This window comes from Pseudomonas sp. M2, assembly GCF_015751845.1.
Lineage (GTDB): Bacteria > Pseudomonadota > Gammaproteobacteria > Pseudomonadales > Pseudomonadaceae > Aquipseudomonas > Aquipseudomonas putida_E.
This window is the reverse complement of record NZ_JADOUD010000001.1, coordinates 5,601,833-5,614,158: the sequence shown is the minus strand read 5'-3', so window position 1 is coordinate 5,614,158 and position 12,326 is coordinate 5,601,833. Positions and strand designations below refer to the sequence as shown.

General features: G+C 64.4%; 11 protein-coding genes. 7 read left to right on the top strand and 4 right to left on the bottom strand.

Annotated features, from left to right (window positions below; genetic code table 11):
* Window positions 1–21: 21 nt before the first annotated feature.
* Complete coding sequence (locus tag IWW33_RS25930; RefSeq protein WP_115275016.1) at window positions 22–744, bottom strand: thioredoxin family protein; 723 nt, start codon at window positions 742–744, stop codon at window positions 22–24.
* Between the two features lie 119 nt (window positions 745–863).
* Window positions 864–1,529, bottom strand: coding sequence for an HAD-IA family hydrolase (locus IWW33_RS25925; protein WP_174141488.1), 666 nt, complete (start codon window positions 1,527–1,529; stop codon window positions 864–866).
* Between the two features lie 93 nt (window positions 1,530–1,622).
* Between IWW33_RS25925 and lexA the strand changes: the two genes are divergently transcribed.
* Genes lexA through IWW33_RS25905 form a run of 4 tightly spaced genes read left to right on the top strand, consistent with a single transcriptional unit; the run spans window position 1,623 to window position 7,362 of the window.
* The gene (gene lexA, locus IWW33_RS25920; RefSeq protein ID WP_174141489.1) at window positions 1,623–2,240 is read left to right on the top strand and encodes a transcriptional repressor LexA; all 618 of its coding nucleotides are present in this window, start codon (window positions 1,623–1,625) and stop codon (window positions 2,238–2,240) included.
* Window positions 2,240–2,860: a translesion DNA synthesis-associated protein ImuA gene (imuA, locus tag IWW33_RS25915; protein ID WP_046787694.1), complete on the top strand. Its 621-nt coding sequence runs from the start codon at window positions 2,240–2,242 to the stop codon at window positions 2,858–2,860. The genes lexA and imuA overlap by 1 nt, the downstream gene beginning before the upstream one ends.
* 6 nt (window positions 2,861–2,866) lie before the next feature.
* Window positions 2,867–4,285, top strand: coding sequence for a DNA polymerase Y family protein (locus tag IWW33_RS25910; protein ID WP_115275014.1), 1,419 nt, complete (start codon window positions 2,867–2,869; stop codon window positions 4,283–4,285).
* Window positions 4,282–7,362 carry an error-prone DNA polymerase gene (locus IWW33_RS25905; protein WP_174141490.1) on the top strand — a complete coding sequence of 1,027 codons (3,081 nt, stop codon included), beginning with the start codon at window positions 4,282–4,284 and terminating at the stop codon, window positions 7,360–7,362. The genes IWW33_RS25910 and IWW33_RS25905 overlap by 4 nt, the downstream gene beginning before the upstream one ends.
* Window positions 7,363–7,417: 55 nt before the next feature.
* Here the strand turns inward: IWW33_RS25905 and IWW33_RS25900 are convergent, their stop codons facing one another.
* The gene (locus IWW33_RS25900; protein ID WP_115275012.1) at window positions 7,418–8,239 is read right to left on the bottom strand and encodes an aldo/keto reductase; all 822 of its coding nucleotides are present in this window, start codon (window positions 8,237–8,239) and stop codon (window positions 7,418–7,420) included.
* A complete protein-coding gene (locus IWW33_RS25895; protein WP_125923048.1) occupies window positions 8,227–9,132 on the bottom strand; it encodes a LysR family transcriptional regulator in 906 nt (301 codons plus the stop codon). The genes IWW33_RS25900 and IWW33_RS25895 overlap by 13 nt, the downstream gene beginning before the upstream one ends.
* Window positions 9,133–9,271: 139 nt before the next feature.
* Here IWW33_RS25895 and IWW33_RS25890 point away from each other — a divergent pair, with 139 nt between their 5' ends.
* From IWW33_RS25890 to IWW33_RS25880, 3 genes are all read left to right on the top strand, one after another.
* Window positions 9,272–9,970 carry a CoA transferase subunit A gene (locus tag IWW33_RS25890; RefSeq protein ID WP_046787715.1) on the top strand — a complete coding sequence of 233 codons (699 nt, stop codon included), beginning with the start codon at window positions 9,272–9,274 and terminating at the stop codon, window positions 9,968–9,970.
* Window positions 9,971–10,005: 35 nt separating this feature from the next.
* On the top strand, window positions 10,006–10,662 hold the full coding sequence (locus tag IWW33_RS25885; RefSeq protein WP_046787689.1) for a CoA transferase subunit B: 657 nt from the start codon (window positions 10,006–10,008) through the stop codon (window positions 10,660–10,662).
* A gap of 148 nt (window positions 10,663–10,810) precedes the next feature.
* A complete protein-coding gene (locus IWW33_RS25880) occupies window positions 10,811–12,229 on the top strand; it encodes a TIGR00366 family protein (protein WP_012314293.1) in 1,419 nt (472 codons plus the stop codon).
* Window positions 12,230–12,326 lie beyond the last annotated feature (97 nt).

Sequence of the window (12,326 nt, the reverse complement as noted above, 5' to 3'; positions counted from 1 at the left end):
GCAGGCGGCACGGTGGCGTGTTCAGTCATGGCAGCAATGAGGTTTGCCGGGTTGGCCTTCGTAGCGATCGTGATGCCGCACCCAATCCATGGTACCAGCCTCGTTGCGCCCCAATGGCGCGATGTCGAGGAAATTGTAGGTATTGACCAGGATGTCGAGCCCGCGGGCATAGGTGGAGTAGGTATGAAATATTGTGCCGTCCGGCTCCCGGTAGAAGGCGCTCAACCCAGGCAGCTCGCTTTCGTTGCCGGTATAGGGTTCGTAGTTGTATTGGCTGTTGCCTCCAGTGGCGACACTGACGCCGAAATCTTCATTGAAACTGCTGCCGTTTGACGAGTACCAGGGAAAGCGCCAGCCCATGCGCTGGCGAAATGCCTGGAGCTCAGCGTGGGGTGCGCGCGAAACGGCGACCAGCGAAACATCGTGATGCGCCAGGTGCAGGTTGGCACCGTCGAAATGGTCGGCGAGGAACGAGCAGCCCGGGCAACCTTCGCTCCAGCCTTCGGCGAACATGAAGTGGTAGACCAGCAATTGACTGCGCCCGGCGAACAGGTCGGCGAGGCTCAGCTGGCCGTCCGGGCCTTGAAAACGGTAGGGCTGTTCCAGCTTGACCCAGGGCAGGGCGCGGCGGGCGGCGGCCAGCTCGTCGCGCTGGTGGGTGAAGGCCTTTTCATGCAGCCATAGCTGACGGCGGGCGGCCAGCCATTGGCTGCGCGAGACGATATCGGGCTTTTGAGGGTTCATGAGGGTGACTCCGCACGGGGGTTCAAGTGTGGTCGAGCGGGGCGGGGTGAGATCGACATCAGGCCCAGTTGCTGCGACGAATGGTTGTGCGCCGCGCCACCCCAGTCACACCATGAGGCTCAATCGCCACACTGCATCGCTTCAATGACCTCCCACAACCGTGGATCGTCAAAATCATCCACCACCAGCCTGGCCCCCGCAGCCATCAGCCGTTCTGCCGTCTGTGTAGTCGCCACCCCCACGGTGAAGATCCCGGCACCGCTCGCCGCGTTCACGCCCGGCAACGAATCCTCGAACGCCAGCGCTTGCTCGGCCGTTGCCCCCAGGCGCTGCAGGCCGGTCAGGTACGGCAGCGGGTCAGGCTTGGGCCGTTCCAGCTCTTCGGCCACCAGTACATGCTCGAAGTGTGCGCCAAGGCCCATTGCATTGAGCATGTGCTCGGCATTGAGCCGGGGTGCATTGGTCACCACGCACATGTCGATACGGCTCGCCTGGGCATAGTCCAGCAGGCGCAGCAAGCCCGGCATGGGTTCAAGGGCAGGGGCCAGCTCGCGGAACAGTGCTTCCTTGCGATCAGCCAGCGCCAGGCATTCATGCGCGCCGGCGTTTGGAAACAGCTCGGCAAACAATGGCCCATTGGCCCGGCCACTGATCTGCGAATCGAACTGGGCCTGGGTCAGTTCACGGCCGTCATGGTCGCGCAACAACTGACGGAAGGCCTGCAAATGCAGGGTGTCGGTGTCGGTAAGGGTCCCGTCGAGATCGAACAGCAGTGCAGTCAGCATCAGGCATCCAGGCAGTAGAAAACTCATGTCAGGGGATGATAACCAAACCTGGCGACGAAGGGGGCTGTTCAGCCTTCGACGAAAAGAGTACAAATGTGCTCCATGGACAATCTCACCCCCAAACGGCGCGCAATCCTCGACTTCATCCGTGAACGCATCACCGATCATGGCCAGCCGCCGAGCCTTGCCGACATCGCCATCCGCTTCGGCTTTGCCTCACGCAGCGTTGCGCGCAAGCACATCACTGCCCTGTGTCAGGCCGGCTACATCGACGTCACGCCCAACCAGGCACGGGGCATCCGCCTGGCCGCACCCTTGCGCCGCCCGGAAATTCTCGAAGTGCCCGTGTTGGGCCAGGTGGCTGCAGGCGCGCCGATTGGCCCCGACCTTGGCATTCACGAGCAGTTGCTGATTGACCCCAGCCTGTTCCGACGCACACCGGACTACCTGCTCAAGGTGCGCGGCGACTCCATGATCGATGACGGTATCTTCGACGGTGACCTGGTGGGCATCCGCCAGCAAGGCGAGGCCCGTGATGGCCAGATCGTGGTCGCCCGCCTCGACGGTGAGGTCACCATCAAACGCCTGCAACGCCAAGCGGGCGGCTACCGGCTGCTGCCACGCAACCCTGCCTATGCGCCGATCGATGTGGGGCCTGAGCGCGAATTCTTCATCGAAGGCGTGTTCTGCGGCCTGTTGAGGCGCGACTGATGGGCGCGGTGGTCGATCTTGACCGGTTGCTGGACCAGCGCCAGGTCTGGCGCGGCCGGCAGGCCCGGGTACGGCCGACCGGGTTGCAGCCCACTGGCCATGCGGCGCTTGATCAACGGTTGCCGGAGGGTGGCTGGCCCGCGGCTGCGCTGAGCGAGTTGCTGCTGGCCAGCCCCGGGTGTGGCGAACTGCAACTGCTGTGGCCCTCGTTGGCCCGGCTGACCGCCGATAGCGGGCGAGTGGTGCTGGTGGCGCCCCCTTTCATTCCCTACGCACCGGCCTGGCAAGCGGCCGGGGTGGACTTGCGCTGGCTGGTCCAGGTCGATGCCGAACAGGCCGACGCGCTCTGGGCTGCCGAGCAGTGCCTGCGCTCTGGCAGTTGCGCCGCCGTGCTGTGCTGGCCGGAGCGTGCCGATGACCGTGCGCTGCGGCGCTTGCAGGTGGCGGCAGAAACCGGGCAGGCGCTGGCTTTTGCCTGCAGGCCGCAACAGGCCGCGCACAATCCATCACCGGCCGCGGTGCGCATCGCCATCGACGCGCGGCCCGCACAATGGCGTGTGCTCAAGTGCCGGGGCGGTTTACCGCCGGCTGCAGCCATAGCCTGTGCCGGGCAGGGTTGATGCAACATGCTCTGGGCCTGCATCTTATTGCCACAGTTGGCGCTGGACTCGATCCTGCGTGAACGCGATGACGCCGATGCGCCACTGGTGCTGATTGGCGGGCCTGTGCAGCGGCGTGTGGTGCAAGCCGTAAACCCCGCTGCGGCGGCGCTCGGTCTGCGCGCTGGGCTAACCCTGACGGCCGCCCGCGCCTTGGCCGACGGTTTCACCTGTGTTGAAGCAGACCCGGCGCGCATCGAGCAACTGCAGCAATTGCTGGCGGCCTGGGCCTACCGCTTCAGTGCCCAGGTCAGCCTGCACTACCCGCGTGCCTTGTTGCTGGAAGTGGGCTCCAGCCTGCAACTGTTCGGCCCCTGGCCGGTATTCGAGGCGCGCCTGCGCGGGGAACTCGCAGCCCTGGGGCTGCGTCAGCGGATTGTCCTGGCCACCAACCCGGTGGCGGCGCGCATGCTTGCCAACGGCCATGACGGGCTGGCATTGAGCTGCCCGCAAGAAACCCGGGCGGCGCTTGCGCGCATGCCCATTGCGCGGGTGGGTTTACCGCAGGACGCCGCCGAAGCGTTCGCCCGCATGGGGCTGCATCAGCTCGGCCAGGTACTGGCCTTGCCGCGTGATGCATTGGCCAGGCGCTTCAGTGCCCAGGTCCAGTTGCACCTGGACCAGTTGCTGGGCCTGCGTACGCTTGGCTTGGGTTTCTATCAGCCGCCGGACCGTTTCGAAACGCGACTGGAGCTCAACTTCGACGTCGAATCGCACCAGGCGTTGCTGTTCCCGTTGCGGCGCATGCTCAACGACCTGGCCGCTTTCCTCGCCGGGCGAGACTGCGGTGTACAGCGGTTTTGCCTGTACCTGGAGCACGCCGAGGGGCCGGACACGCAACTGCAGGTCGGCTTACTGGCTGCAGAACGTGATGCGGCAATGCTCTTCGAGCTGGCGCGCGGGCGCCTGGAGCCTCTGCGCATTCCGGCACCGGTGCGTAAACTGCGCCTGGTGGCCGATGACTTGCCGGCTTTCGTGCCCCAGCACCACGCGCTGTTCGACCCACGCGCCCAGCAGGCCCAACCCTGGGAGCAACTGCGTGAGCGCTTGCGTGCCCGGCTTGGCGACGACGCGGTCAAGGGCCTGCGCGCTGAAGCCGACCACCGCCCCGAATGTGCCTGGCAGTCCGCCGAGCAAGGCGGGCAGGGCAGCCTGCCCGCCTTGCCTGGGAGCCGCCCAGGCTGGCTGTTGCCCCAGCCAATGGCACTGGACGCCAGCGTTCACAGGGTGCTGGGCCAGGCCGAGCGTATCGAGTCGGGCTGGTGGGATGGCGGTGATGTGCGCCGCGACTATTACCGCATCGAAACCCGAGAAGGCCTGCGCGGCTGGGCCTATCGCGACCTGGCCCAGCCCGGCCCCTTGTGGCTGCAGGGCTGGTTCGCATGAGCGCACCGGGCTACGCCGAACTGCATTGCCTGTCCAACTTCAGCTTCCAGCGCGGTGCATCCAGCGCCGAAGAGCTGCTGCGCCGGGCTCGGGAACAGGGTTACCGAGCCCTGGCGATTACCGATGAGTGCACCCTGGCCGGCATCGTGCGTGCCTGGCAGGCTGCCAAAGCGCAGCAGATACGCTTGATCGTCGGCAGTGAAGTGCGCCTGCACGACGGCCCGAAGCTTGTGTTGCTGGTACAGGACCTTAGTGGTTACCAGAACCTGTGCGCCTTGATTACCCGCGCCCGTCGGCGAGCGGAGAAGGGCAGCTACCAATTGTTCCGTGACGACCTGCGCGAACTGCACCAAGGGCTGCTGGCGTTATGGCTTGCCGAGGACTCCAGCGACCTGGTCACCGGCCAGTGGCTGCATGCCCTGTTCGGCGAACGCTTGTGGCTGGGTGTGCACCTGCATCGGGGCAGCGATGACCAGGCCCGCCTGGCCCGGCTGCGCGGCCTGGCTGGGCAACTGGGCATTCGCGCCGTGGCCTGCGGTGATGTACACATGCACATACGCGGCCGGCGGGCCTTGCAGGATTGCATGACCGCTATCGGCCAGCATTGCAGCGTCGCCGAGGCAGGTCGGTTTCTCTTCGCCAATGGCGAGCGTCACCTGCGTACGCTGGAGCAACTGGCCGAGCTTTATCCGCCCGACCTGCTGAGCGAAACACTCTGCATTGCCGAACGCTGTCAGTTCGACCTCGGTGAATTGCGCTACCAGTATCCGCGTGAACTGGTGCCCGAGGGGCAAACCCCGGCCAGTTGGTTGCGCCAGCTGTGCGAGCGTGGCCTGGCGCAACGCTGGCCGTCGGGGCCGAGCGACAAGGTGCGCGAGGTGCTGGCCAAGGAGCTGGCCTTGATCGCAGAGCTTGGCTACGAAAGCTACTTTTTGACCGTGCACGATATCGTCGCCTTTGCCCGCAGCCAGCACATCCTTTGCCAGGGCCGCGGTTCGGCAGCCAACTCGGTGGTGTGTTTCGTGCTGGGTATCACCGAGCTCGACCCGATGAAGCATCGTCTGCTGTTCGAGCGTTTTCTGTCACGCGAGCGCAACGAGCCACCGGACATCGACGTCGACTTCGAGCACGATCGTCGCGAAGAAGTGATCCAGTACGTGTTCCGGCGTTATGGCCGGCACCGCGCAGCGCTCACCGCAGTGGTCAACACCTATCACGCCGCTGGCGCGGTGCGTGATGTCGCCCGTGTGCTGGGTTTGCCTGCCGATCAGGTCGATGCCCTGGCCAAGTGCTGTGGCCGCTGGAGCGATCGCATCCCGGACGAGCAACGCCTGGCCGAGGCCGGCTTCGAGCCCGGCAGCCCTTCGTTGCGCCGCATTCTGGTGCTGGCCGCGCAGCTGATAGGTTTTCCACGTCATCTGTCTCAGCACCCAGGCGGCTTCGTCATTTCCGAGCAACCGCTGGACCACATGGTGCCGGTCGAAAACGCCGCCATGGCTGAACGCACGGTCATCCAGTGGGACAAGGACGACCTGGACATGGTCGGCCTGCTCAAGGTCGATGTACTCGCCCTGGGCATGCTCAGTGCCTTGCGCCGCTGTTTCGACCTGTTGCAGCAGCACCGGGGTCGGCACCTGACCCTGGCGACGATCCCCCCCGAAGACCCGGCCACCTACGCGATGATCAGCCGCGCTGAGACCATGGGCGTGTTCCAGATCGAATCACGCGCTCAGATGGCCATGCTGCCGCGGCTCAAGCCCACCACCTTCTATGACCTGGTAATCGAAGTCGCCATCGTGCGCCCGGGGCCGATTCAGGGCGACATGGTCCACCCCTACTTGCGCAGGCGCTTGAAGCAGGAGCCGGTGACCTACCCATCGCTCAAGCTCAAGGAAGTCTTCGAGCGCACCTTGGGCGTGCCGCTGTTCCAGGAGCAGGTCATGGAACTGGCCATGGTGGCGGCAGACTACAGCCCCGGCGAGGCTGACCAGTTACGCCGCAGCATGGCCGCCTGGAAGCGCCATGGCGGCCTGGAGCCACACCGCGAACGGCTGGTGCAGGGCATGCTGCGCAACGGCTACGACCTTGCGTTTGCCGAGCGCATATTCGAGCAGATCAAGGGTTTTGGCAGTTATGGCTTCCCGGAATCGCACGCGGCCAGTTTCGCCTTGCTGTGCTATGCCAGCAGTTGGCTCAAATGCCATGAGCCGGCGATTTTCACCTGTGCGCTGGTCAATAGCTGGCCGATGGGCTTCTACAGCCCCGACCAACTGTTGCAGGAGGCACGCCGCCAAGGGATCGAGGTACGGCCGGTGGATGTAGGCCACAGCCAGTGGGATTGCACACTGGAGCCAGTCGCCGAGGGTGCCTTGGCCATCCGCCTGGGGTTGCGGCAGATCCGCGGTTTCGCCGAAGCCGATGCTCGGCGGCTCGAAGCGGTGAGGGCGGTCAGGCCGTGGCGCGATGTCGAGGACCTGTGCTTGCGTGCCGGCCTCGACAGCAAAGCCCGCGCCCGGCTGGCCGATGCCGGTGCGTTGCGCGCCCTGGCACATGATCGCCACCAAGCACGCTGGCAGGTCGCAGCGGTGCAGCCGCAACTGCCCCTGTTCGCCGAGCTGCAGGCAACGCCCGAAGCCGCGGTGGCATTGCCTGTGCCTACTGTCGGCGAAGACCTGGTGGCCGACTACGCCACCTTGGGCACCACGCTGGGGCCCCACCCGCTGACGTTGCTGCGCCAGCGCCTTCGGGTGCTGGGCTGTCGCAGCTCGCAGGAACTGGCGGGCGTTGAGCATGGCGATGCAGTCGCCGTGGCCGGGCTGGTGGTGGGGCGGCAACGGCCACAGACCGCCAGCGGGGTGACGTTCGTGACCCTTGAGGATGAATTCGGCATGGTCAATGTGGTGGTTTGGCGCGAGTTGGCCGAGCGGCAGCGGCGCGCGCTGGTGGGGTCTCAATTGCTCAAGGTGAGTGGCCGCCTGGAACAGGCGAACGGGGTGCGGCACCTGATTGCACGGCGGTTGGAGGATGTCAGTGTGTTGCTGCAGGGGCTGGATGTGAGGAGCCGGGACTTCCATTGATTTGGCCGGCGAACGGGCTGCAAAGCAGCCGCAGTCGCCGTTGTTGGCCGAGTTGTCAGACCATTGCCAGGTGCTGTTTGCGTGTTGGCGCCGGGAATGCCCTGTCAATGGCCCGCAAGTCCTCACTGGTCAAAGTCAAGCCTGCGGCGGCCGCATTCAACCGTACGTGCTCCGGCGACACCGCCTTGGGAATCGCTATGACCCCGTCTTCGCGCGTCACCCAGGCCAGGCAGACCTGCGCCGGGGTGGCGCCATGGCGCTCTGCAATCTCGTGCAATAGCGGATGCTGCAGCAGCTGCCCGGCCTGGGCCAACGGGCAGTAAGCCATGGTCGGCAGCCCGCGTTGCCGGCTCCAGGGCAGCAGGTCGAACTCGATGCCACGCTGCACCGGGTTGTACAGCACCTGGTTGGTGGCGCAATCAGGGTTGTCCAGCTCGCGCAGGTCGTCGACATCGAAGTTGGAAACACCCCAGTGGCGAATCTTGCCCTGTTCGCGCAAGCGTTCGAACGCCTCGACGGTTTCTTCCAGCGGGTATTGGCCACGCCAGTGCAGCAGGTACAAGTCGATGACATCGGTGCCCAAGCGAGTGAGGCTGCGGTCACAGGCAGCGGGTACGCCGCGCCGGCTGGCATTGTGCGGGTACACCTTGCTGACCAGAAAGACCTGATCGCGCCGCCCGGCAATGGCCTGCCCGACCACTTCCTCGGCGCCACCTTCGGCATACATCTCGGCCGTATCGATCAGGTTCATGCCCAGGTCGATGCCTTGTTGCAGGGCGGCCACCTCGTCAGCCCTGCGTGCCGGGTCTTCGCCCATGTACCAGGTGCCCTGGCCAATGGCCGGCACATTGCAACCTGCCAGTTTCATGTAACGCATGTCACCTCCGGAGTCTGTGTGTGGGAAAGCAGTACCTCGAGCAGCGCCTGCGCTGCAGTGGAAAGTTTATGGTCGCTCAAGGCAATTACGCCGATCCGCCGTTCTACGGTGGGCGCTACCAGGGTAATGCAACGCGCGCCAAGCTCCTGCATCTGGTTGATGCACAGCGCCGGCACCGCACTCACGCCCAGCCCACTGGCGACCATGCGGCCAATGGTCGAGAGCTGGTGGCTTTCGAACGCCACCGCCAGCTTGCCGTGCAGTGCCGCCACGTTCTGCTCCAGCAGCAGGCGCACGGCCGAAGGGCGCTGCAGGGCGATGAAATCCTCGGCCAGCAACTGCGCCCAGCTGACTTCGGCCAGCTCGGCCAACGGGGAGTCGGTGGGCACCACGGCAACGAAACGGTCCAGGTACAGCGGGTGGAAGCTCAGGCCGTCTGTGTTTTCCGGTTCGAAGCCGATGCCCAGTTCGACGCGGCGGTGGCGCACCAGTTCCAGTACCTGCTCGTTGATCACGTCGTGCACCGTGACGTTGACCTTCGGGTAACGTTGGCGAAACACCTTGAGTGAGTGGGGCAGCAGGTTGCCGGCAAAAGCCGGCATGGCCGCCACCGACACCCGCCCCAATTGCAGGGTGAAACGCTGGCGCAGCATCTCCTCGGTGTCGTCCCAGTCGGCCAGCAGGCGCCGGGCCAGTGGCAGCAGTACCTCACCTTCGGCCGTCAGGCTGACGCTGCGCGTGGTACGGGTGAGCAGGGCGCCGCCAAGGTTGTCCTCCAGCGCCTTGATGGTAAGGCTCAATGCCGGTTGCGAGACATGCAGGTGTTCGCCGGCCTGGGCAAAACTCTGGTACTTGGCCACGGCGACGAAGGCGCGTAGTTGCTTGACGTTCATGGCGGGCTCACAGGTTGTTTTGAAAAAGTTATCAATCGATGACGAAAACAAAATTAACAAATCAGTCGCCAGCGGTGAAGATGCCTGCACACGCTCACCGACAGCCTCGTCGGTCAACAACTACAAAAGGCGGATCAGCATGGCCGGACTGGACAAGCGCGTAGCAACCTATGAACAGGCCCTTGAAGGCCTGACCGACAACATGACGGTACTGGCCGGCGGCTTCGGCCTGTGCGGCATCCCGGAAAACCTCATCGCCGAAATCAAGCGCCGTGGCGTCAAGGGCCTCACCGTGGTTTCCAACAACTGCGGCGTCGATGGCTTCGGCCTGGGCGTACTGCTGGAAGAGCGGCAGATCCGCAAGATGATTGCCTCCTACGTAGGCGAGAATGCCGAGTTCGAGCGCCAGTTGCTCAGTGGCGAGCTGGAAGTGGAACTGACCCCGCAAGGCACCCTTGCCGAAAAAATGCGCGCCGGCGGCGCCGGCATTCCGGCCTTCTATACCGCCACCGGCTATGGCACGCCAGTTGCCGAAGGCAAGGAAGTGCGCGAGTTCAAGGGCCGCAAATACATCCTGGAAGAATCGATCACCGGTGACTTCGCCATCGTCAAAGGCTGGAAGGCTGACCACTACGGCAACGTGGTTTACCGCAACACTGCTCAAAACTTCAACCCGCTGGCTGCCACCGCCGGCAAGATCACCGTGGTCGAAGTGGAAGAGATCGTCGAGCCAGGCGTGCTGCTGCCCAGCGAGATCCACACCCCCGGCATCTTCGTCGACCGGGTCATTGTGGGTACCTTCGAAAAACGCATCGAAAAGCGCACCGTCAAGGCCTGAGCGCCGTCCTCCAGAACAACAAAGAGATTCTCACCATGGCACTGACCCGCGAACAGATGGCACAACGCGTCGCACGTGAACTGAAGGACGGCTTTTACGTCAACCTCGGCATCGGCATCCCCACCCTGGTGGCCAACTACGTCCCTGCTGACATGGATGTGATGCTGCAGTCGGAAAATGGCCTGCTGGGCATGGGCGAATTCCCCACCGAGAGCACGATCGACGCCGACATGATCAACGCCGGCAAGCAGACCGTCACCGCCCGCCGCGGCGCCTCGATCTTCGATTCGGCACAATCGTTCGCCATGATCCGTGGCGGCCATGTCGACCTCACCGTGCTCGGGGCCTTCGAAGTGGACGTCGAGGGCAACATCGCCTCGTGGATGATCCCGGGCAAGCTGGTCAAGGGCATGGGCGGCGCCATGGACCTGGTAGCCGGGGCCGAGAACATCATCGTCACCATGACCCACGCCTCTAAGGATGGCGAGTCCAAGCTGCTGCCGCGCTGCAGCCTGCCGCTGACCGGTGCCGGCTGCATCCGCAAGGTGCTCACCGACCTGGCCTACCTGGAAATCGACAACGGCGCCTTCATCCTGCGCGAAACCGCGCCCGGGGTGAGTGTTGAAGAAATCATCGCGAAAACCGCCGGCAAGCTGATCGTGCCGGATGATGTGAAGGAAATGACCTTCTGATACACCCCCCCAGCCCTGTGGCAGCGGCGGCAGCTACGAATGCGATGGTCAATGCACCAACGCTTTCGCGGGTGCCGTAGCTGCCACAGGGTTTTGTGCGTTGTGCTTGAAACGTAGCCCCCCATAAAACCAATAAAAGGACGTTACCGTGGCCGCTGAAATCCAAGACAGCCGCTCCGCCCGCTTTGCCCTGCGTTGCTCCAACTGGGCCGAGCGCTGGTTCCCTGATTCCTGGGTGTTCGCTGCCCTGGCAGTGGTGCTGGTATGCCTCGGCGCCATGGTCATGGGCGCCAAACCTACCGATACCGCCAAGGCCTTTGGCGATGGCTTCTGGAGCCTGATCCCTTTCACCATGCAAATGGCCTTCGTGGTCATCGGCGGCTACGTGGTGGCCAGCTCACCCCCTGCCGCACGGCTGATCGACCGCCTGGCGCGGGTGCCGAAGAACGGCCGTTCGGCGGTGTGCTGGGTGGCGCTGATCTCGATGCTGGCATCCTTGCTCAACTGGGGCCTGTCCTTGGTGTTCGGTGGCCTGCTGGTGCGCGCGCTGGCACGGCGCAGTGACCTGAAGATGGACTACCGCGCCGCCGGTGCCGCTGCTTACCTGGGCCTGGGGGCGGTCTGGGCCTTGGGCCTGTCGTCTTCAGCGGCGCAGTTGCAGGCCAACCCGGCCAGCCTGCCGCCGTCCATTCTGTCGATAACCGGCGTGATCCCGTTCACCGAGACCATCTTCCTCTGGCAGTCCGGGGTGTTGCTGGCCGCGCTGGTCATCGTCTCGCTGGTGATCGCCTACGCGACCGCACCCGGCCCGAACAGTGCGCGCAGTGCCGAAGACTGCGGCGTCGACCCCAGCTTTACCGCGCCGCCCGCACCCCAGCGCACTCGCCCGGGTGAATGGCTGGAATACAGCCCGATCCTGATCCTGCTGATGGTGGCGCTGGCCGGCGGCTGGCTGTACCAGGAGTTCGCCACCAAACCGGCCATTACTGCAATCTCCGGGCTCAATACCTACAACTTGCTGTTCATCATGCTCGGTGCCTTGCTGCACTGGCGCCCACGCAGCTTCCTCGACGCCGTGGCGCGTGCGGTGCCGACCACCACCGGGGTGTTGATCCAGTTCCCGCTGTATGGCTCGATCGCCGCCATCCTCACCCAGGTGAAGGGGGTCGATGAGCAAACCCTTGCCCACCACATCTCGCTTTTCTTCACCCAGATCGCCACCCATGACACCTATGCCGTACTCATGGGCGTGTACTCGGCGGTGCTGGGTTTCTTCATCCCTTCGGGCGGTGGCAAGTGGATCATCGAGGCGCCCTACGTGATGCTGGTGGCCAACGACCTGCAGTACCACCTGGGCTGGGCAGTGCAGATCTACAACGCCGCCGAAGCGCTGCCGAACCTGATCAACCCGTTCTACATGCTGCCGCTGCTGGGGGTGCTGGGCCTGAAGGCACGTGACCTGATCGGCTTTTCGTTCGTGCAGTTGCTGGTGCATGTGCCGCTGGTGCTGGTGCTGCTGTGGGCGTTGGGTACGACTTTGCAGTACGTGCCGCCGGTGATGCCTTGAGCTGAACTTTCATAGAAGGCGCGGCTGAACACACCTTTTACGGGTGTGTATGATGGCGAGCCGGGTACGAAGCGTGGCTCTTGTCGCGCAGGCGTTA